The organism is Chromatocurvus halotolerans (assembly GCF_004340525.1).
Lineage (GTDB): Bacteria > Pseudomonadota > Gammaproteobacteria > Pseudomonadales > Halieaceae > Chromatocurvus > Chromatocurvus halotolerans.
On record NZ_SLWX01000002.1, the window covers coordinates 225903 to 245582 of the forward strand.

The 19680-nt window shown below is 62.6% G+C and carries 18 protein-coding genes; 11 read left to right on the forward strand and 7 right to left on the reverse strand.

Going from position 1 to position 19680, the window contains the following annotated elements; genetic code table 11:
- Nucleotides 1–11 precede the first annotated feature (11 nt).
- On the forward strand, nt 12–686 hold the full coding sequence (locus EV688_RS03205; protein ID WP_240624193.1) for a cytochrome b/b6 domain-containing protein: 675 nt from the start codon (nt 12–14) through the stop codon (nt 684–686).
- A 40-nt stretch (nt 687–726) separates the two neighbouring features.
- Here the strand turns inward: EV688_RS03205 and EV688_RS03210 are convergent, their stop codons facing one another.
- Nucleotides 727–1698, reverse strand: a complete 972-nt coding sequence (locus EV688_RS03210; protein WP_240624194.1) for an NAD(P)H-binding protein — start codon at nt 1696–1698, stop codon at nt 727–729.
- A 38-nt stretch (nt 1699–1736) separates the two neighbouring features.
- Complete coding sequence (locus tag EV688_RS03215) at nt 1737–2216, reverse strand: c-type cytochrome (protein ID WP_162883766.1); 480 nt, start codon at nt 2214–2216, stop codon at nt 1737–1739.
- 162 nt (nt 2217–2378) lie between these two features.
- Between EV688_RS03215 and EV688_RS03220 the strand changes: the two genes are divergently transcribed.
- The gene (locus EV688_RS03220; RefSeq protein ID WP_117314780.1) at nt 2379–3581 is read left to right on the forward strand and encodes a CaiB/BaiF CoA transferase family protein; all 1203 of its coding nucleotides are present in this window, start codon (nt 2379–2381) and stop codon (nt 3579–3581) included.
- Between the two features lie 46 nt (nt 3582–3627).
- Here the strand turns inward: EV688_RS03220 and EV688_RS03225 are convergent, their stop codons facing one another.
- Complete coding sequence (locus tag EV688_RS03225) at nt 3628–4776, reverse strand: acyl-CoA dehydrogenase family protein (RefSeq protein ID WP_117314626.1); 1149 nt, start codon at nt 4774–4776, stop codon at nt 3628–3630.
- A gap of 207 nt (nt 4777–4983) precedes the next feature.
- Between EV688_RS03225 and EV688_RS03230 the strand changes: the two genes are divergently transcribed.
- Entirely contained in the window at nt 4984–6411 is a 1428-nt protein-coding gene (locus tag EV688_RS03230; RefSeq protein WP_117314627.1) for an aldehyde dehydrogenase family protein, read from the forward strand.
- 1 nt (nt 6412) lies between these two features.
- Nucleotides 6413–7903 carry a glycerol kinase GlpK gene (gene glpK / locus EV688_RS03235; RefSeq protein WP_117314628.1) on the forward strand — a complete coding sequence of 497 codons (1491 nt, stop codon included), beginning with the start codon at nt 6413–6415 and terminating at the stop codon, nt 7901–7903.
- Nucleotides 7904–8098: 195 nt separating this feature from the next.
- Here the strand turns inward: glpK and EV688_RS03240 are convergent, their stop codons facing one another.
- The 3 genes from EV688_RS03240 to pspF form a co-directional block, all read right to left on the reverse strand.
- Nucleotides 8099–9262: a CNNM domain-containing protein gene (locus tag EV688_RS03240; RefSeq protein ID WP_117314629.1), complete on the reverse strand. Its 1164-nt coding sequence runs from the start codon at nt 9260–9262 to the stop codon at nt 8099–8101.
- Nucleotides 9263–9326: 64 nt separating this feature from the next.
- Nucleotides 9327–10790: an NAD-dependent succinate-semialdehyde dehydrogenase gene (locus EV688_RS03245; RefSeq protein ID WP_117314781.1), complete on the reverse strand. Its 1464-nt coding sequence runs from the start codon at nt 10788–10790 to the stop codon at nt 9327–9329.
- A gap of 49 nt (nt 10791–10839) precedes the next feature.
- Nucleotides 10840–11886, reverse strand: a complete 1047-nt coding sequence (gene pspF / locus EV688_RS03250) for a phage shock protein operon transcriptional activator (RefSeq protein ID WP_117314630.1) — start codon at nt 11884–11886, stop codon at nt 10840–10842.
- Nucleotides 11887–12129: 243 nt separating this feature from the next.
- On the opposite strand from pspF, the gene pspA reads away from it, so the two are divergent.
- The 4 genes from pspA to EV688_RS03270 all read left to right on the forward strand — a co-directional run bounded on the left by pspA (nt 12130) and on the right by EV688_RS03270 (nt 14608).
- The gene (gene pspA, locus EV688_RS03255) at nt 12130–12828 is read left to right on the forward strand and encodes a phage shock protein PspA (RefSeq protein ID WP_117314631.1); all 699 of its coding nucleotides are present in this window, start codon (nt 12130–12132) and stop codon (nt 12826–12828) included.
- 24 nt (nt 12829–12852) lie between these two features.
- Nucleotides 12853–13140 (forward strand): envelope stress response membrane protein PspB, encoded by a 288-nt coding sequence (gene pspB, locus EV688_RS03260; RefSeq protein ID WP_117314632.1) that lies wholly within the window; start codon nt 12853–12855, stop codon nt 13138–13140.
- Nucleotides 13130–13657 carry a PspC domain-containing protein gene (locus EV688_RS03265; RefSeq protein WP_117314633.1) on the forward strand — a complete coding sequence of 176 codons (528 nt, stop codon included), beginning with the start codon at nt 13130–13132 and terminating at the stop codon, nt 13655–13657. Before pspB ends, EV688_RS03265 begins: the two co-directional genes overlap by 11 nt.
- Nucleotides 13658–13783: 126 nt before the next feature.
- The gene (locus EV688_RS03270; protein WP_240624195.1) at nt 13784–14608 is read left to right on the forward strand and encodes a lipase family alpha/beta hydrolase; all 825 of its coding nucleotides are present in this window, start codon (nt 13784–13786) and stop codon (nt 14606–14608) included.
- Between the two features lie 9 nt (nt 14609–14617).
- Here EV688_RS03270 and fghA read toward each other — a convergent pair whose 3' ends face one another.
- Nucleotides 14618–15469: an S-formylglutathione hydrolase gene (gene fghA, locus EV688_RS03275; protein WP_117314634.1), complete on the reverse strand. Its 852-nt coding sequence runs from the start codon at nt 15467–15469 to the stop codon at nt 14618–14620.
- 146 nt (nt 15470–15615) lie between these two features.
- On the opposite strand from fghA, the gene EV688_RS03280 reads away from it, so the two are divergent.
- The 3 genes from EV688_RS03280 (at nt 15616) to ppk1 (ending at nt 19647) form a co-directional block, all read left to right on the forward strand.
- Nucleotides 15616–16440 (forward strand): alpha/beta fold hydrolase, encoded by an 825-nt coding sequence (locus EV688_RS03280; protein ID WP_117314635.1) that lies wholly within the window; start codon nt 15616–15618, stop codon nt 16438–16440.
- A gap of 69 nt (nt 16441–16509) precedes the next feature.
- Nucleotides 16510–17391 carry a universal stress protein gene (locus EV688_RS03285; protein ID WP_117314636.1) on the forward strand — a complete coding sequence of 294 codons (882 nt, stop codon included), beginning with the start codon at nt 16510–16512 and terminating at the stop codon, nt 17389–17391.
- A gap of 111 nt (nt 17392–17502) precedes the next feature.
- The gene (ppk1, locus tag EV688_RS03290; protein WP_117314637.1) at nt 17503–19647 is read left to right on the forward strand and encodes a polyphosphate kinase 1; all 2145 of its coding nucleotides are present in this window, start codon (nt 17503–17505) and stop codon (nt 19645–19647) included.
- The last annotated feature ends 33 nt before the right edge of the window (nt 19648–19680 follow it).

Below are 19680 nucleotides of genomic sequence, written 5' to 3' on the forward strand. Positions count from 1 at the left end.
GCAGTGCCGACATGTCTGGCATGAAAAATGTGACATCGGAGCCTGTGCTCTGGGATATCCCGGTCCGCGTTATCCACTGGGCGCTTGCCGCCTGCGTGCCTGCCGCATGGTGGACGGCTGACCAGGGCTACATGGAGCAGCACTCATGGATAGGCTATACCGTGCTGGTGCTGGTGGCGACGCGAATCGTGTGGGGCTTTGTCGGTAGCCCCCAGGCCCGCTTCAGTGACTTTCTGCGGGGTCCCCGGGCGGTCTGGGCTTACCTCCGGGGAGCGCCGTGGGAAACGCCGGGCCACAATCCGCTGGGCGGCTGGTCATCCGTGGCGCTGTGGCTGGTGCTGCTGTCCCAGGCGGGCAGCGGCCTGTTCAACAGCGATGGCATTCTGTTTGACGGACCGTTCTACCATGCGGCGGATTCCTCCGTGACCGATTATCTGGGCAGCATTCATGAAACGGCCTTCGACGTTCTGCTCGGACTGATTGCCCTGCACCTGGCAGCGGTTGCCTACTACCAGTTCATTGCCCGCGAGCGCCTGCTCGGACCCATGTGGCGCGGTTCTGTCGAGGGTCGACACGGCACCGGACCGGCTCGGCCGTGGTGGTGGGCGACGCTGATTGCCGGGCTGTTTGCCGCCATGCTCTGGGGGGCGATCCAGCTGGCGCCGGCGCCGGTGTCCTACTGGTAACAGCGAGAACCCCTGTTGGTTTGCTGCACAGGCAGCGCTGTCAGAACAGAGCGTGCTCGCCGAGTTCCTGACCGGCGAGTCCCTGGTGTCGCGTGCGCTGATAAAACGCTTCCAGCGTGTCACCGCCAAAGCTCGGCGTCGCCTCGGCAGAGTGACGGCCTGTCTCGGGGTCTATGCTCAGCATGGATTCCGTGGCGTAGAAACGTCCGATACGCGCAAATTCCGCCTTGTCTGCCGCCGCCGATGACAGCTTTGCAAACGGCCACAGCACAGCGCCGACAACGCTGAAAAGCTGTACCGGTACGTGTGTATAGCGCGGTGCTTTCTCATAGATGCGAAACAGCATCTCCCCCTGCTGCAGCGGGGTAATCGCCGGCCCGGGACCACCGACAGGGAGGATGGCATTGTGGGCGCCGTCGTCCTGCAGGCAATTGGCGAGAAACATGGCAAGATCGCGTTCGCTGATCGGTTTGCAGGCGGTCTGCTCGCCATCGCCAAATACGAGAAACGACTTGCCTTGCTGGATGCGCCGGATCTGCCCCGAGAGGGATTTGAAGAACGCGGTGGGACGGACGATGCTGTAGCGCAGACCGCTAGATAGCAATTCCTGTTCGAACGCCAGCTTCGCGTGCTGGAAGGCCAGCTTCGGTGTCTGCACGCAGATAGCCGAGAGCAGGACAAAGTGGGGAATGTCCGCGGCGCGCGCCGCGGTGAGAAGATGATGATTGCACTGGTATTCCACGTGCCAGGCATCCCGGATACCGCCGCCGCGGGTTGCGAGGCAGGAATAAACGGCGTCAAAGGCGTCGCCGTCAATCCCCTGGCGGCTGATGCTGTCGCTGCTGGTAAAGTCCACCACCCTGAGAACGGCGCCCGCCAGTTCGGGCAGCGTGCCAGCGTCGGGCGACGTTCGAAGGAGGCAGGTGACCTCGCAGCCGCGGGTGAGGAGCTCTGCAACGAGCTGCCGCCCAATGTAGCCGCTGGCACCCGCGACCAGTACGCGATGGTTCACGATCGTGGGTTCGTGCTGGCTGTGGGTCCCGTTGCCACTCAGTACAGGTAGTCTTTCGCCTTGTACTCATCGTGACAGGCCTTGCAGGCGCCACCGGTGTCTCTGACGGCGCTGGCGATGGCCTTGCGGTCCCCGCTGCCTGCGGCTTCCTCAAGCGCCTCTGCGGCGTCTCGAAGGTCTTCGAGCTTGGCCTCGAAGTCGTCCATGTTGTCCCAGATTTCCGGTTTGGCGCGCGTCGTCCCCTTTTCCGACCCGGGCGCAAAGCCGCGCAGCAGGTCAAGATCGACGATGTCCTCGAGGTCATCCGCATAGCCCTCCATGGCGTCCTGGTCCCAGGCGGTGTCGCCCTTGACCATGGCTGCGATCGGGCCGAAGTTTGCGCCGATGAGTGCGAAAATGGACTGACGATAGGATTGCAGCGGCTCATCTTTCACCGAATGCGCGAGAACGGCGGGTGCGCTGGCCATGATCGTCGCGAGAATGGCGACGCGACAGTGCTGTTTGGTGACGTGAAACATGGATATCTACTCCCGGGTGTTTGTTGGGTGACATAACTCTAGCAGACTGACGACGCCTGTCGACCCGTGGATTCGCATGAGGGCTGCCATGGCAATGCACTGATCCCGCTCGATTCCTGCTGCGGCCGCGCGCTACACTGCAGTCTTTGCGAAACAGGGAGACTGCGGGTGACCCATTCGGCGAGGCCATTGGACGGTCTTCGGGTGATAGAGCTTGGCCAACTGCTGGCTGGTCCTTTCACGACAACCATTCTCGGCTATTTCGGCGCCGAGGTGATCAAGGTGGAGCCACCGGGGGGCGATCCGATTCGCGGCTGGCGAGAGGTTCGCGACGGCACCTCGCTGTGGTACCGCAGTCTTGGGCGCAACAAGAAAAGTGTGACCCTGGATCTGAAATCCCCCCGTGGCCGCGAACTCGCCCTGCGTCTGCTCGATGATGCCGATGTGCTGGTCGAGAACTTTCGTCCGGGCGCCATGGAGGCCTGGGGCATGGGACCGGATGTCGTCAGGCAGCGCAACCCGCGGCTTATCTATACCCGGATTTCCGGTTACGGCCAGAACGGCCCCTACTCGGACAAGCCGGGCTATGCATCGGTCACCGAGGGGTTTGGCGGCTTCCGCTATATCAATGGCGAGCCTGGAAAGCCGCCTGTGCGTCCGAATATTTCACTCGGCGACACCCTGTCGGCCATTCATGCAGCGCTCGGCGTTGCACTGGCGGTGATACAGCGCCACCGCGACGACAGTGGCCAGACCATTGACGTGGCGCTGTACGAATCGGTCTTCAACCTGATGGAGGGCATGGTGCCGGAGTTCGACGGTGCCGGCGTGGTACGCGAACCGGCGGGCACGACGATAACCGGTATCGTGCCGACCAATACCTACACCTGTCGCGATGGCAAGCATGTCATCATCGGCGGAAACGGGGACTCTATTTTCCGGCGGCTGATGACCGTCGCCGGCCGGCCGGACATGGCCGAGAACCCGGCCATGGCGCAGAACCCGGGACGCATTGTGCACCAGGCAGAAATCGATGCGGCGCTGTCTGACTGGTGTCAGCGGCATGCCGCCGCCGAAGTGATCGCGCAGCTGGAAGCGGCGAGGGTGCCGGTGGGGCCGATTTACAGCGTGGCGGATATGCTGGCGGACCCCCACTATCAGGCGCGGGGGCTGTTCGAGCGGGTGGAGATAGACGGCAAGCCGCTGAAGATTCCGGCGATTATGCCGCGGCTGGAAAACACCCCCGGGCGCACCGAATGGCCTGGGGGGAGCATCGGCAGTCACAACGAGGAGATCCTGCAGGGCTTGCTGTCACTCTCTGAGGAGGATCTGGCCGGGCTCCGTGCCGAGGGCGTGATCACCTGAATCGCACGAAAGCGCCCCCGGTCGAGGTGCCCGCCCCGCCAGTGGCTCAGCGACCGAGCAGGCTGCGCGCGACCAGTTCGCGCATGATCTCCGATGTCCCCCCGTAGATACGCTGTATGCGCGCATCGGTGTAGAAGCGCGATATCGGGTATTCACTCGTGTAACCGTAGCCGCCGAACAGCTGCAGGCATTCATCGATGGTGCTGCACTGCATCTCACAGGAGGCAAGCTTCAGCATCGCAGCCTTGTCTGCCGTCAGTTCACCGCGGCTGTACTCGGTCGCGCACTGCTCGTAAAGGGCGCGATTGAGGGCGATCTCCGTTTTCACGTCGGCCAGCTTGAAGCGCGTATTCTGGAAGCTGCTGATCGCCTGGCCAAAGGCCTTGCGCTCGCCGACGTAGTCCACCGTCAGGGCCAGCGCGCCCTCGGCCGCGGCGACAGCCTGGGCAGCGATGCCGAGGCGCTCCCGGGGGAGTTCCTGCATCATGATGATAAAGCCGCGGTTGAGCTCGCCGAGCAGCGCATCAGCGGGCAGGCGGACATCCTGGAAAAACAGCTGTGCCGTATCGGAGGCGTGCTGGCCTATCTTGTCGATCTTGCGGCTCTTCTCGAAGCCCGGCAGGTGCGCATCGACCAGGAACAGCGAGGTGCCCTTGGCGCCCTTGCCGGGGTCGGTGATGGCGGCAACGAGCACTAGGTCCGCATGGATGCCGTTGGTGATAAAGATCTTCGAGCCATTGAGCACCCACTCGTCGCCATCCCTGACGGCGTTCGTGCGAATCGCCTGGACGTCGGAGCCGGCGCCGGGCTCGGTCATCGCCAGCGCGCCCACCGCTTCGCCGGTGACCATGCGCGGTAGCCACTGCTGCTTCTGCGCTTCGCTGCCGTGGTGAATAAGGTAGGGGGCGACAATATTGGAATGGATGCCATAACCGCTGGCAAAACCGCCAAAGCCCATGTAGGACAGCTCTTCGATCATCGCCAGCGTTACCTGCGGTGAGGTACCGGCGCCGCCGTAGGCCTCGTCGACGTCCGGGCAGAGAAGTCCCGCCGCCCCCAGCGTGTTCCAGAGGGAACGCGGGACCATGCGGTCCTCTTCCCAGGCGTCGTAGTGCGGTGCAATCTCGTGCTCGAAAGCGCGGCGCGCCATGTCACGAAACAGGGTCATCTCATCGCTGCCGATGTCCATTGTCATAGTGCCCGACTCCCGGATCTGTCATTGCGGTGCTGAAATTGTGTGGCAATCGAGGACCCGGCGCAACCAGCCCCCGACCTGTCCGAAGGTAATGATCGCGTGCAGCCATCGCGCCGCCCGGTCGCGTCGGGGGCAACGGCTGTCCAGCCACGCCTCGGGTGCTACACTCCTGTGCAGCAACCAGCGTCATTACCTCTGGAGATACTCATGCGCGACTACACACAATTCTACATAGACGGTCAGTGGGTCGACCCGGCCACCCCGAACCCATTTGACGTGATCAACCCGGCGACAGAAGCCGTTTGCGCCAGGATTTCCCTCGGCGGCGAGGCCGATGTCAATCGCGCTGTGGCCGCGGCCCGCAAGGCGTTCGATACCTACTCGCAGACCTCACGGCAGGAACGGGTCGAATTACTCGAAGCCTGCGCTGCGGTCTACGAGAAGCGTTACCGGGATATCGCCGCGGCGATCAGCGAAGAGATGGGCGCCCCGATCACCTTCGCCGAGAAAGCACAGGCGCACACCGGGCTCGGCCACCTGCAGGAGGCGGCCCGGGTTCTCAAGGAGTTCTCTTTCGAGGAGAACCTCGGGGCCCACCGCGTATTCAAGGAACCGATCGGTGTCTGCGGGTTGATCACGCCCTGGAACTGGCCGATGAACCAGATCGGCTGCAAGGTCGCTCCGGCATTGGCGGTTGGCTGCACGGTGATTCTGAAGCCCAGCGAAATTGCGCCGCTGTCAGCGCGGCTCTGGGCTGAGGTCATGCACGAGGCCGGTGTCCCTGCCGGTGTGTTCAATCTGGTCAACGGCGATGGCCCCGGTGTCGGCACGCTGCTGTCCCGGCATCCGGATATCGACATGATGTCGTTCACCGGCTCCACCCGGGCGGGTACGCTGGTGGCGCAGAATGCCGCGCCGTCGGTCAAGCGCGTGACGCAGGAACTCGGCGGTAAGTCACCGAATATCATCCTCGAGGACGCGGATCTTGCTTCCGCCGTCAAGCAGGGTGTGCGCAGCATGTTCGCCAACACCGGCCAATCCTGTAACGCACCATCGCGTATGCTGGTGCCGGCGGCCAGGCTTGCCGAGGCCGAGGCGATTGCGCGTGAGGTGGCAGAGAAAGTGGTTCTCGGCGATCCGGCAGACCCCGGCACCCATATGGGTCCCGTGGTATCGCAGCTGCAGTACGATCGCATACAGGCACTGATCGAACAGGGCATCGAAGAGGGTGCGAAGCTCGTGGTCGGCGGTCCCGGCAAGCCCGAAGGCCATGAGACGGGCTACTTTGTCCGGCCGACGGTTTTCTCCGACGTGAACAATGACATGACGATTGCCCGGGAGGAAATTTTCGGGCCGGTGCTGGTCATGATTCCCTACACGGGGGAAGAGGAGGCCATCCGCATCGCCAATGACACGCCCTACGGCCTTGCCGGCTACGTGCAGAGCGGTGATATCGACCATGCGCGCCGGGTGGCGTCACGGATCCGCGCCGGTAATATTCACATCAACGGTGCCTCGGGCGGGTACGACGTTCCTTTCGGTGGCTTCAAGCAGTCCGGTAATGGCCGTGAATGGGGTGCGCACGGTTTCGCGGATTTCCTTGAGATCAAGGCGGTGGAAGGTTACGGGACCTGATATGGCTGGCTATATTCTCGCAATTGACCAGGGCACGACGGGAACAACAGTCGCGCTGATGACAACCGACGGGACTCTGTGCGCCAGCGTCAACAATGAGTTCGAGCAGCTGTACCCTCGACCCGGCTGGGTCAGCCACCGCGTTGACGATATCTGGCGGTCGGTGCTCAAAGGCATTCGCGGCGTGCTGCGCCGTGCCGCTTGCCGGGGTAGCGATATTGTCGCTATTGGCATTACCAATCAGCGCGAGACCTCGCTGCTGTGGGACCGGCAGACCGGCGAGGCGCTGAATGACGCCGTTGTCTGGCAGTGTCGGCGCACCACGGAATTCTGTGAATCCCTGAAAGCGGCTGGCCACGAGAAACTTGTGCAGGGAAAATCCGGACTCGTTCTTGATCCCTATTTTTCGGCCAGCAAGTTCCGCTGGTTGCTGCAGCACACACCGCGTATCGCGGCGAAACTCAAGGCCGGCCGGGTGGCGGCGGGCACGGTGGACAGTTACCTGATCTGGCAGCTCAGTGGTGGCGAGAACCACGTGACCGATGTCTCCAACGCGGCTCGCACATCCCTGATGAATCTCAAGGATCTCTCCTGGGACAGTCGGCTGCTGGACTTGTTCGAGGTGCCCGCCGATATCCTGCCGACGATACGTCCCTGCGCCGGCGATCTGGGTCGCACCCGCAACGTTCCGGGTCTGCCGGACGGTATTCCCATCACCGGTTCGGCCGGAGACCAGCAGGCCGCGCTGTTTGGCCAGGCCTGTTTTGGCGTCGGCGACGCCAAGTGCACCTTCGGTACCGGATCGTTTATCGTCATGAACACCGGATCAGAGCGGCTGCAGTCACACTCGGGCCTGCTCACTACCGTGGCCTGGCAGCTCGGGGAGGGTGGCAAACCCGTGTACGCCCTTGAGGGCGGGGCCTTCATCTGCGGTGCGGCGGTGCAGTTCCTTCGCGACGGTCTGAAGATGATCCGCCATGCCCGGGAGGTTGAGGCGCTGGCGCGTGAGGTGAAGGACCACGGTGGGGTCGAGTTCGTGCCGGCTCTCACGGGTCTGGGTGCACCGCACTGGGCGCCTGACGCGCGCGGCCTGATCTGCGGGCTCACCCGGGGCAGCCAGCGTGGCCATATTGCGCGGGCGACGTTGGACGCCATGGCGCTGCAGAACGCGGATATCCTGCTGGCCATGGAGAAAGACCTGGGCCGCCGCATGCGACCGCTGCGGGTGGATGGCGGGGCCTCCGCTAACAATCTGCTGATGCAGATCCAGGCCGATGTCCTGGGGCGCAAGCTGATTCGTCCGCAGCTGATCGAGACCACGGTGGCGGGAGCCTGCTATCTCGCCGGGGTGGGTGCCGGCATCTGGCGTGGAACGCGGGATATCCGGCGTATCTGGCAGGCAGGGGACGAGTTCCGGGTAACGCTGTCTGCGCAGGCGCGGCGCCGGCGGCAGGATTCCTGGCGGACGGCGCTGGAGCGGACGCTGGCCTGAAGGGGTGGGGGCTTCGTAGTCCGGTCGGCCTCGCGGAATCCCGCTGTCGAGACATGCCGTGAACTCATCCATGAGGGCTCGGCTGCGGCCGTCCTGGCCGCAGACGGTCTCGACAGCGCGGTTCCGCGAGGCCGCCCTTCATCCGGAGTTCGCGGCAGGATATCGGGTTGCGAGGGTCGGCGTGTGGGGCCAGCTTCAGTCCTGAACCGCACCGGGAGTCGCGCTGTCCTTTGTGGGGGCCTGTTCAGGGGTGCCGGGCGGTGGTCTGGTAGCTGGTTCGGTGGAGCCGTCGTCGGCGAGAAGGCCGAGGGCTTTGGCGCGTTTTTCCCAGTTGCGTCTGGCGAGAACCTGCATGTCGGTCACGCTGTCGGATTCGTCGACAATCTCGAGGCCGAGCAGCGTTTCGATCACGTCTTCCATCGTGACGACGCCGGACATGCCACCGTAGCTGTCCATGACCAGGGCAATGTGCTCACGGTTGGTGACAAACCAGTCAAACAGCTCTGGCAGCGCGCTGGTCTCGTCGACGGCTCGCAGGGGGCGTCGTATGTCAATGAGAGGGGTCTCCCCGGCGTCCCGGGTTTTCAGTTCGAGAATCTCATTGCGCAGCACGTAGCCGGTAATGTCCTCGCGGCTGGCGCGCCGGTAGACGGGAATGCGCGAGAATCGCAATTTGTCATCGGCGTTTGCGGCGAGGAATTCATCGACAGTGTCTTCCTGCACGGCGGTTTTCACCACCATGCGCGGGGTCATGACGTCATGCGCGGTAATGTCCCGAAAGCGCAGCAGGTTCTGGATAATGGAGGTCTCACCGGCTTCGAATACCCCATCTTTCTCCCCGATTTCTGCCAGCGTCATGAACTCGGACCGGGTCAGCACGCTGGCGCTGTCGCCGTGATTCATGCGCCGGGTGATGAACTGGCAGGCCCACACCAGAGGATACAGCAGCACGATAATGACGCGCAGCGACATGACCGTGAAGGGCGCCAGTCGCTGCCACTGGTTCGCGCCAATGGTTTTCGGGATGATTTCCGACAGGATCAGGACTGCCAGCGTCATGACCGCCGGGACCACGAGGCCGGTAATCAGCGGGTTGGCGTCGGCCCAGATCAGCGTTGCCTGCTGGCCGACCCCGATGGCACCCACGGTATGCGCGATGGTGTTGAGCGTGAGTATCGCCGCCAGCGGGCGGTCAATGTTTTCCTTGAAGGATTGCAGGTGTCGCCCGGTGGCACGGCCCTCCTCGGCGGCGAGCCGCGCATAGGCGGGAGAAATGCTCAACAGCACGGCCTCCCACAGGGAGCAAAGGAAAGAGGTGACAATCGCGACGAGAAAAAAAAGCAGCAGCAGGCTTGTCATTCGGGGGCTCCGGTGGACGGGTGCTGCCGGGGTCGCGATAACCCCGGCGCCGTGTCCTCAGCGGTCAACGTGACAGGCCGCCCATCAGCATGTACTTGATCTCGACGTAATCATCGATACCGTAGATGGATCCCTCGCGGCCCGAGCCGGATTCCTTGATGCCGCCGAATGGCGCCATGGCATTGGAGATAATGCCTTCGTTGATGCCGACAATGCCGTACTCGAGGGCTTCCCCAACGCGCCAGACGCGACCGATATCCCGGGTGTAGAAATAAGACGCAAGGCCGAACTCGGTATCGTTGGCCAGGGCAATCGCCTCGTCTTCGTCGGCAAACCGCGTGACCGGCGCAACAGGTCCGAAAATTTCGTTGCGGAACACCGGCATGTCGGCGGTGACATCGGTGAGAACCGTGGGTTGATAGAAGTAGCCACCCAGGTCATGCATGCCGCCGCCAAGGGCGACGCTTGCGCCGGCGGCAACGCTGTCATCCACCAGCTTGCTTACGTCAGAGGCCGCCTGCTGGTTGATCAGGGGGCCGATGTTGACGCCGTCCTCCATGCCGTTGCCAACCTTCAGCGCTGCGGTGGCGCGGACCAGTTTTTCCACAAACGCATCGTAAACGCTGTCCTGGACGATCAGTCGGTTGGAGCAGACGCAGGTCTGTCCCGCATTGCGGTATTTCGACACCATTGCGCCTTCTACAGCAGCGTCGAGATCGGCGTCCTCGAAGACGATGAACGGTGCATTGCCGCCGAGCTCCATCGAGGTTTTCTTTACGGTTCCGGCACACTGTTCGATAAGCGTCTTGCCCACGGGCGTGGAGCCGGTAAAGGTCAGCTTACGAACCAGGGGATTGGCGGTGAGTTCGCCGCCGATATCCCGGGCGCTGCCGGCGACCACGTTGATCACGCCGGCGGGTACGCCGGCCCTGGTTGCCAGTTCGCACATGGCGAACGCGGACAGGGGGGTTTCGGTGGCCGGCTTGATAACGATGCTGCAGCCTGCGGCGAGCGCGGGTGCCGCCTTTCGCGCAATCATGGCGTTCGGGAAATTCCACGGTGTGATTGCAGCGACCACGCCCACCGGCTGGCGAATACAGACAATACGCCGGTCTGCCGCCGGTCCCGGAATCACGTCGCCGTTGATGCGTTTCGCCTGCTCTGCAAACCATTCCACATAGGAGGCGCCGTAGGCGATTTCGCCGCGGGACTCCGCCAGGGGCTTGCCCTGCTCGGCGGTCATGATCATGGCCAGGTCTTCCTGATTTGCCATCAGCAGGTCGAACCATGCGCGGAGAATGTCGGACCGCTCCTTGGCCGGCCGTGATCGCCAGGCGCCCATTGCGGCATCTGCGGCCTGTATGGCGCGACGCGTATCCGCGACGCCGCCCTTTGCCACTTCGGCGATCGTGTCACCGTTTACCGGGTTGGTAACGGCAAAGGTCTCGCCGCTGTCGGCATCGGACCAGCTGCCGTCGATGTAGACGCCGGTCTGCAGGAGGGAAGAATCTGTCAGGCTGAGTGCCATGCTGCGTTCCTCGTTGCCAGTGTCGATCAAGCTGTCATCCGCCGTGTGCTCAGGGTCGCCGACGTGGACCCCGGGTCCGCAGGCCGTGCTTGCGGACCAGTCCACGCAGGGCGTCATAGCTGATCCCGAGTGACGCGGCAGCCATCTTCTGATTGTAACTGTTCTCCGCGAGGCTTGCCTCCACCAGGCGACTCTCCTCTTCATGCAGGTAGTGACGCAGGTCAACGGGCAATGTCACAGCGGCGACAGCCCCGGTGTCTTCAGCTGGCGACGACGGCGCGACTCCCAGGGGGTTCGCGGTGGCTGCAGGCGGCGATTCGGCAAAGGGGGAGCGGAAGGGATCGAGCACGACAGCGTCGACCGGTTCGTCCGGTTGTCCCCAGCGATAGACCGACCGCTCCACCGCGTTTTTCAGTTCCCGGATATTGCCCAGCCAGGCGTGCGACAGCAGGGTGGCCAGGGCCCGCTGCGAGAAGCCGGGAAACAGCGGCCAGCCGAGCTCTGCACTCATTTGTACCGCAAAGTGCTGCGCCAGCTCCTCAATGTCCTCCTGGCGCTGGCGCAGCGCGGGAAGATGCAGAACGTCAAAGCTCAGCCGATCCAGCAGGTCGTGACGGAAGCGGTTTTCCGCGGCCAGCCTGGGCAGATCGGCGTGTGTGGCGGCGATGATGCGAACATCCACCTGCAGGGTTTCCTGGCCGCCCAGTCGCTCGAATTCCCCGTACTCCACCAGCCTCAGAAGCTTTTCCTGCAGGCGTGGGGAGGTGGTGGCGAGCTCGTCCAGAAACAGCGTGCCGCCGTCCGCCCGCTCAAAGCGGCCGCGTCGGCGCTGGCTGGCACCGGTGAATGCGCCGGATTCGTGACCAAACAGCTCCGACTCCAGCAGCGACTCTGCCATGGCGGCGCAGTTCACCTTGACGTAGGGGGCCTCCCAGCGCGGTGAAAGAAAGTGCAGTCGTTCTGCGGCGAGCTCCTTGCCCGTGCCGCGCTCGCCAACGATCAGTACCGGCCGGTTGATCGCCGCGAGATCTGAGAGACGATCCAGTGCCGCAGCGAGGGCGGGGGATTGGCCGATGATGCTTTCCTGGGTGCGCATACTGTCAATATAGCGCTAAAAGGTGAAAAATACCTTTAAAGCCGGTAAAAAATACGCTTTTTGATCGTTATACTGAAGAAAGATTCAAGTTATAAGTGGCAAGGTATTGTAAATTAACGATAAACGAGTATTGGCATGTAATCTGCAAAGCTGTGAGAGGAAAGCCAGGGAGCATCGTATGGGCTCCAGCGGCCTAACGCAGCACAGAGAGCCCCACCGCGGGGCAACAGAAGGAGCAGTCTCATGGGTATTTTTTCGCGCATGACCGATATCATCAATTCCAACCTCAACGCCTTGCTCGACAGCGCCGAGGACCCGGAAAAGATGATTCGCCTGATCATTCAGGAAATGGAAGACACGCTGGTCGAGGTGCGCAGTTCCTCGGCCCGGGTGATAGCCGATCGCCGGCAGGCAGCGCGCCGTCTTGAGCAGGTGCGCGAGGAGGCCGCCAACTGGGAGGAGAAAGCACGCCTTGCCATCAGCAAGGGTCGCGACGATCTGGCGCGGGCCGCGCTTCAGGAAAAGCGTGAACTGGAGAGCGATGTCCGGGCCGTGGAGGAGGAGATGGCGGCCACCGACGAGCATGTTGCGCACCTGAATACGGAGATCGCCCAGCTGCAGCAGAAGCTGAGCGACGCCAAGGCCAAGCAGAAAGCTCTGGTAATGCGCACGGCCACCGTCGAGTCGCGCATCAAGGTGAAGAGGCAGGTCAACCGCGAAGCGCTGGATGATGCCTTCGATCGCTTTGCGCAGTTTGAGCGGCGGATGGATAATCTGGAAAGCCAGCTCGAGGTCATGGATATCGGTCGCGATGTATCGCCGGGGCTGGCGGCGGAAATCGACGCGCTGCAGGAAGACGAGCGCATCAACCGCGAACTGGAGCGGCTGCGTGCCGAAGTGACAGGCGGGCAGCCGGAACACGGGAAACAGGATCAGGCCTGATGGCCGAGGGGAGAGGACGCAACCATGGAATTCTGGCAATTCATGAGTATCCCGTCGATCCTGTTCGCCGTTGTCGTGGCGCCGATCTGGATCATCATGCACTACCGTAGCGTGAACCGATCCAGTCGCAGCCTCAACCGGGAGGACCTGGAGCGCATAGAGCAGATGCTGGTGACGGTGGATCGCCTCACCGACCGCATTGAAACGCTGGAATCCATACTCGATGGAGATCACCGGGACTGGCGCGGACAGGCGGGTCGCCAGCGCGGCGAAAAGCCACAGGCCACACAGGAGCCACGCTATGACGCATGACCAATACGATCGAAACCGCCAGGGCGGGCCGCGCGAGACACTGGACACCTTTCGCGCGCGCAAGCGTCGGGGCTGGGATCTGGGGCTATACCGCAACACGCGAAGTGGCAAAATCGCCGGGGTTGCGGCTGGCATCGCCGATTACTGGGATGTCGCGCACTGGGTGGTGCGACTGCTGTGGGTCGCCGCGTTTCTCTTTACCGGCACGCTGTCCCTCTGGGCCTATCTGGCAGGGTGGCTGCTGCTGGCGCCGCGACGCGAACGCATGGCGGAGGCGGAAGATGCTGGTGCAGCATGGGTCGCCGGAGGAGGGGGAAGTGCCGGTGCCGCCATGGAATACGACGAGGATCGGCATGATTTCCGACCGCGCAAGGCGTTCCGCTACAGTGACAGCGCGAGCCAGCGTCTGCGCAAGGCCCAGGAGCGGCTCGATGCGGCCAGCGCGCGGGTGCAGCGTATGGAGACTTACGTCACTTCCCGGCAATATGCGCTTAACAGGGAATTCTCGCGGCTGTAAAGCCGCGCCTGACCGGCGCTGGTCCGCCACTTTCAGCAACTGATGAATCTGCGCTATGCTCCGGTCCGACGATAAGGAAACCGCTGTTCGCAGGAAGCGCAGCGCATTCAGCGCCGGAGGTAAACATTGGATCATTCAGGTCTGGCAGCAGTGGATGAAGGACCGCTGCCGCCGCCGGTGGCCATGTCAGTCGACATGCCGCCACCCCATCCGCTATTGGCTCTGACCGAGGTACACCGGGTCGTGATCGAGGCGGCATCGCTGTCTCTGGCCTCACGCTTTCTCGATCGGGCGCCGCGGGGCGATGGTCATCCGGTGATGGTCCTGCCAGGTTTTCTCGGCTCTGATGGTTACACGGCATCGCTGCGTCGCTACCTCACGCGGCAGGGGTATGCCGTTCATGGCTGGGGCCTGGGCCGTAATCTGGGTCCCCGAGAGGGGGTGCTTGAGGGCTTGCTGGAGCGCATCGAGTTTCTCGGTGACCGCTACCAGTGCGCCGTGTCGCTGATCGGTCACAGTCTCGGCGGTATTTTTGCCAGGGAACTGGCGCGTGAGGCACCGGAGCGGGTCAGACAGGTCATTTCCCTGGGTAGCCCCTTTGGTGAGGGGCGCTGGACAGGGTCCTATCCCTCTAGACTGTTCTCCAGTCTGAACCCTCCCGAGGAGATACCGGTCGCCGAGGATCTCCTCCCAAATGCGCCGCCGGTGCCCACCACCGCGATCTATTCCCGGGGAGATGGCATCGTCAACTGGCGAACCGCACGGCAGCATCCGGAATTCGGCCACGCGCGTGCGCAGAGCATCGAGGTTCGCGGCAGCCACTGCGGCATGACGCTGAACCCGTCGGTGTGGTTCCTGCTCGCCGAGCGGCTGGCGCAGCCTGCCGACGGCTGGCAGCCGTTCGAGCGGCGTCACTGGACTGCGCTAGTTTACCCCGCCGCAGCGGATTGATCCTGCGACTCAGTCTGAACCGCGCAGGTGCGCCGCGTGAAACGCGATGTGTTCGCCAATGAAGGTGGCAATAAAGTAATAGCTGTGGTCATAGCCCGGGTGATAGTGGATTGATGCCTCGTATCCGGTGTCCGCGCAGGCATGTTCGAAAAGCGGGGTTTTCAGCTGCTCTGCGAGAAAGTTGTCGTCCTCACCCTGGTCGATCCGCAGCGGTTTCTGCGCCGCGCCGGCACGCACCAGTTCGGTGGCATCCCAGGCTTTCCAGGCGTCGCGATCGTCGCCGAGATAATGGCCCAGTGCTTTCTCCCCCCAGGGGCACTGACTCGGTGCCACGATCGGCGCAAAGGCGGAAAGGCTCGCCCACTTCTCGGGATTGCGCAGGCCGATGACGAGGGCGCCGTGCCCACCCATGGAGTGCCCCATCAGCCCGGCTCTGAGCGGGTTGATGGGTAGCTCCTCTGCGATCAACGTTGTCAGCTCGTCCTGAATATAGTCGTACATCCGATAATGGGTGGACCAGGGTTCCTGCGTGGCGTTGACATAAAAGCCGGCGCCGAGGCCAAAATCCCAGGCACCGTCCGGATCATCCGGCACGTCCTCACCCCGCGGGCTGGTATCCGGTGCAATCAGTGCGACGCCCTGTTCCGCGGCGTAGCGCTGTGCGCCGGCCTTGGTCATGACGTTTTCATCCGTGCAGGTCAGGCCGGAGAGAAACCATATCGCGGGCACCTTGGCCCGCGATGCCTGCGGCGGCAGGTATACCGAAAACTGCATGTCGCAGCCCAGTGTCCCTGAGCGGTGGCGGAACCTGAGTTGCTGGCCGTCAAAACAGCGGGTTCTGCTGATTTCCTCAAGCGTCATGGAAGCCTCTTTGTGGAGATGTCTCATCGCACAGTATACCTGTCTGTCACTCCCTCGCGAGGGCCAGGCAAGGGGTCGCGGGCATGGGCAGATCGATGCTTTTGCTTTACTCTGCGCAGGGTGTAACCAGAGAAAAAGGACAGCAAATGCAGGAGCGTTGGGAAGCCTTCGGCGGCTCGGGAGATCCGCTGGTTTTCGCACATGCCAACGGTTATCCCCCCGGCAGTTACCGGCAGCTTCTGCAGCCGCTGGGTGAGCGCTACAGTGTTGCTGCCGTTCGGCACCGCCCACTCTGGGGAGAGCCGCATCCCCCGCTTCGCCTGCGCTGGCAGCTCTTTGCCAACGATCTGATTGACACGCTCAAGGCGCATCACGACGCCCCCGTGTGGTTGCTCGGCCACTCTCTCGGTGCTGTGGTGGGAGTGCTGGCGGCGGCTCGTGAGCCGGCGCTTTTCCGGGGGCTGGTCCTGCTGGACCCCGTTTTTCTGCCGACGCGATTCGTCGTCGGCGTGGCGTTGACGCCGCGTTCCCGATTGCAACGGATGCCGATGATCCGCCGCGCGCTGGCCCGCCCCGATCAGTTTCCCGACGCGCAGGCAGCATTCGACTTTTATCGCGGCAAGCGCGCCTTCAGTGGATTCAGTGATGACGCGCTGCGTGATTACGTTGGCGCAAGTACCGCTCCGGCGAATGACGACGGCATCAAGCTGCTATTCCCGCCGGCCTGGGAGGCCGGGATTTATGGCTCTGCGCCATGGATATGGCCGACCCTGAAGCGCGTTTCGCTTCCGGTTCTCGGCCTGCGTGGCAGCGACTCGCAAACGCTGTCGGCGTCTGCATTCCGGCGCTGGGGGCGTGCGCAGCCACAGGCGGAACTGCATACCGTGCCCGGCGGTCATCTGTTTCCGCTGGAGCATCCCCGGTCGACGGCGGCGCATATTCTCGGGTATCTGCAACGGCACGAAGACTGATCTGGGGCCTGCGCAGCCCGCAACAGTGACTGTATGGATACGCCCACGGGGCGTCAGAATGGAGAGAACATGGGCAGGATAATGGTGATTGCGGATCGCAAGGGACCTTGCGTGGCGACGGCGCGCGGTCTTGCGCTGGCAGAGGCTTTGGGTTGCTCGGTAGAAATCGTGGCATTCACGTATGCGTCGCTGCGGCGTCTCGGTATTCCACGCGATGAGCAGGCCGGTGTGAAGCGCGGAATGCTCGACCGCCGCGAGCAGGTGCTGCGCGAGCAGATTGATCGGGAAGCGCCAGCCGGCACACGCGTAGGCCTGCGCGTTGTGTGGATGAAGGATATCGCCCCCTGGGTGATACAGCGAACCGAGTCGAGAGAGTACGACTATGTTGTGAAAACGGCGCACCACAGTGCCTCGGTGTCCTACACGTCCACGGACTGGCAGCTGCTGCGCGAGAGTGCGGCCCCGGTGCTCATCGTGGCGGGAAAGCGCTGGCATCGTCAGCGCCCCTTGCTGGTGGCGCTCGACCTTGCCACGCGGTCAAAGAGCAAGCGGGCGCTCAACAGGGTGGTTCTCGGGCACGCCAACAGGCTGGCCGAAGCACTTGGCGTGTCGCTGTCCTGTATCAGTGCCATGGAAATTCCGCATCTGCTGACGGATCTCGATGTGCTGGACCCGAACGATTTCACCCGTCGGATGAAGCGCGATATGCAGCCTCATATCACTGAGCTCGCCGACGCGTTCTCGCTGCCGACAACGGTGTTTCGTTGCCGGCGGGGGGCGACCGCGGACGTGATTTCCCGTGAAGTGGCAAAGCTGGACGCGCAGCTGGTGGTGATTGGCACAGTCGGTCGCCGCGGTTTACGCGCGAAGCTGCTTGGCAACACGGCGGAATCGGTGCTGCAGAGCCTGTCCACCGATGTGCTTGCCGTGCGTCCACCGGTGGAAAAATGACAGAAATATGACAATTTCCCGCAGGGCTACTCCCCGGCGTCCCGATCACCTAATGTGGTGTGCACACGCAATTGACACATCGCCGGAAAAGGCCCTGCAGCGGATACGACAATGACGACTAACCCCATTCAGCCACGGCTGGCCGATCTTGATGAAAACCTGTTTATGCCGCGGGAGCTGAGCTGGCTGTCCTTCAACGCCCGTGTGCTACAGGAGGCGGCGGACGAAAGCGTGCCGGAAATCCAGCGGCTGCGCTTTCTCGGGATATTCTCCAATAACCTCGATGAGTTTTTCCGGGTGCGCGTGGCCGAGGTGCGCCGTCTTATTTCCGTCTCTTCCGGCAGCACACGGCAGCAGGCGAAGGATCTGCTGGCGGCCATCCAGGCGCGGGTCTTCGAGTCGCAGGAAGAGTTTGAGAAGGTGTACAACGATGTCATGCAGGCGCTCCAGCGACGGCGCATCTACATGATCAATGAGCGTCAGCTGGAGCCCAATCAGGCGGATTATGTGCAGGCCTTTTTCACGGCGACGGTGCTGCCGGAGCTGGATCCGGTGCTGTTCTACGAGGGTCAGCCGATACCGGCGCTCAATGACGAATCCCTGTACCTGGCTGTCGACATGCTGTCCGATGGCAAGCACACCTATGCGCTGGTCGAGGTGCCGACCGACCGCATGAATCGCTTTGTCGAGATCCCGCGGCGCAAGGGCAAGTCCGGACGTGTCTTTATCGCGCTGGACAATGTGATCCGCTTCTGCCTCCCGCAGATGTTCCGCGGCATCCTGCCCATCGAGAAGGCGTCGGCGTTCTGCTTCAAGTTTTCCCGCGATGCCGAGATCGAGCTTGATGCCGGTATTACGGAAAGCCTGATTGAGAAAATGGCGCACAGCCTCAAGCAGCGCCAGCGAGCCGACCCGGTGCGCTTCGTCTACGATGCTGATATGCCAAAGCGACTGCTGGATTTTCTGATCACGCGCTTTGACCTTGGCCGCTACGACAGCCTGATCCCGGGCGGGCGCTATCACAACTCCAAGGATTTCATGGATTTTCCGAGGGTGGGTCCAAAGTACCTCGAGCTACAGCCCATGGAGCCGGTGCGCATTCCCAGTCTGGACGACTCCCGCAGTATTTTCTCGGAGATCCGCGAGCGGGATATCCTGCTCTACTATCCCTATCACCCTTTCGATTACATTATCGACCTGCTGAAAACGGCGGCGCTGGATCCGCAGGTGGAGTCCATCAAGATCTGCCTGTATCGCGTGGCCCGCGAGTCGCGCGTGGTTGACGCCCTGGTGAACGCGGTAGCCAACGGCAAGCGCGTGCGTGCAGTGGTGGAGCTCGCCGCGCGCTTTGATGAATCGGCGAACATCCGCTGGGCGCAAAAGCTGACCGAGGGCGGCATCGAGGTGATTTTCGGCATTCCGGGGCTGAAAGTGCACAGCAAACTGCTGTTGATCGAGCGTCGGGAAACGCAGGGACTGGCTTACTACAGTCACATCGGCACTGGCAACTTCAACGAAAAGACGGCACAGCTGTATACGGATTTCACCTTGCTGACCTACGATCAGGTCATCGGTGAGGACGTTGCCAACGTTTTTGACTTCCTCAAGTTTACCTACAAGCGCCCGGATTACCGGCAACTCCTGGTATCGCCGCACTCCACCCGGCCGGCGCTGATCAGGATGATTGACCGGGAAATAGCGCATGCCCACGCCGGTCGTCGTGCGGCGATGACCCTCAAGTGCAATAATCTGGTCGACAAGCAGCTGTCCCTGAAACTGTATGAGGCCAGCGCCGCCGGGGTGGAAGTCCGTCTTATTGTACGCGGCATGTGCTCCCTGCTGCCGGGGGTGCCCGGAACGTCCGACAACATCAAGGCAATCAGTATTGTTGATCGCTATCTCGAGCATCCGCGTCTGTATGTGTTCTACAACGGTGGCGACCCGAGCTACCTGATCGGTTCCGCCGACCTGATGACCCGCAACCTGGACTACCGGGTTGAAGTCCTGTGTCCGGTACGTGACCCCGACGCAAAAACCCTCCTGCAGGACATACTGGACCAGCAGTGGCATGATAATGAGCGCGCGCGTATTCTGGATCCTGCGCAGCTCAACACCATGGTCAAGCGGCGCAAGAAGGCCGCGAGCATCCGCTCCCAGGAGACGATCCTCCGCTACCTTGAAACCGGCAAACTGCCGCGCTATCCACGCTCGAACATGAAGAAGGCGATTCAGCGTCAGAAGCCGGGCAAGGCCTGATCACAATTAAGTAAGCTCATAGGGGCGCAGGGT

What these genes read in the sequence shown, in the direction of transcription:
- EV688_RS03205 (WP_240624193.1), top strand. Translation starts at nt 12, where the DNA reads ATGTCTGGCATGAAAAATGTGACATCGGAGCCTGTGCTCTGGGATATC.
- EV688_RS03215 (WP_162883766.1), bottom strand. Translation starts at nt 2,216, where the DNA reads ATGTTTCACGTCACCAAACAGCACTGTCGCGTCGCCATTCTCGCGACG.
- pspA (WP_117314631.1), top strand. Translation starts at nt 12,130, where the DNA reads ATGGGTATTTTTTCGCGCATGACCGATATCATCAATTCCAACCTCAAC.
- fghA (WP_117314634.1), bottom strand. Translation starts at nt 15,469, where the DNA reads ATGACGCTTGAGGAAATCAGCAGAACCCGCTGTTTTGACGGCCAGCAA.
- EV688_RS03225 (WP_117314626.1), bottom strand. Translation starts at nt 4,776, where the DNA reads ATGACAATGGACATCGGCAGCGATGAGATGACCCTGTTTCGTGACATG.
- EV688_RS03280 (WP_117314635.1), top strand. Translation starts at nt 15,616, where the DNA reads ATGCAGGAGCGTTGGGAAGCCTTCGGCGGCTCGGGAGATCCGCTGGTT.
- glpK (WP_117314628.1), top strand. Translation starts at nt 6,413, where the DNA reads ATGGCTGGCTATATTCTCGCAATTGACCAGGGCACGACGGGAACAACA.
- EV688_RS03240 (WP_117314629.1), bottom strand. Translation starts at nt 9,262, where the DNA reads ATGACAAGCCTGCTGCTGCTTTTTTTTCTCGTCGCGATTGTCACCTCT.
- pspB (WP_117314632.1), top strand. Translation starts at nt 12,853, where the DNA reads ATGGAATTCTGGCAATTCATGAGTATCCCGTCGATCCTGTTCGCCGTT.
- ppk1 (WP_117314637.1), top strand. Translation starts at nt 17,503, where the DNA reads ATGACGACTAACCCCATTCAGCCACGGCTGGCCGATCTTGATGAAAAC.
- EV688_RS03245 (WP_117314781.1), bottom strand. Translation starts at nt 10,790, where the DNA reads ATGGCACTCAGCCTGACAGATTCTTCCCTCCTGCAGACCGGCGTCTAC.
- EV688_RS03230 (WP_117314627.1), top strand. Translation starts at nt 4,984, where the DNA reads ATGCGCGACTACACACAATTCTACATAGACGGTCAGTGGGTCGACCCG.
- pspF (WP_117314630.1), bottom strand. Translation starts at nt 11,886, where the DNA reads ATGCGCACCCAGGAAAGCATCATCGGCCAATCCCCCGCCCTCGCTGCG.
- EV688_RS03285 (WP_117314636.1), top strand. Translation starts at nt 16,510, where the DNA reads ATGGGCAGGATAATGGTGATTGCGGATCGCAAGGGACCTTGCGTGGCG.
- EV688_RS03265 (WP_117314633.1), top strand. Translation starts at nt 13,130, where the DNA reads ATGACGCATGACCAATACGATCGAAACCGCCAGGGCGGGCCGCGCGAG.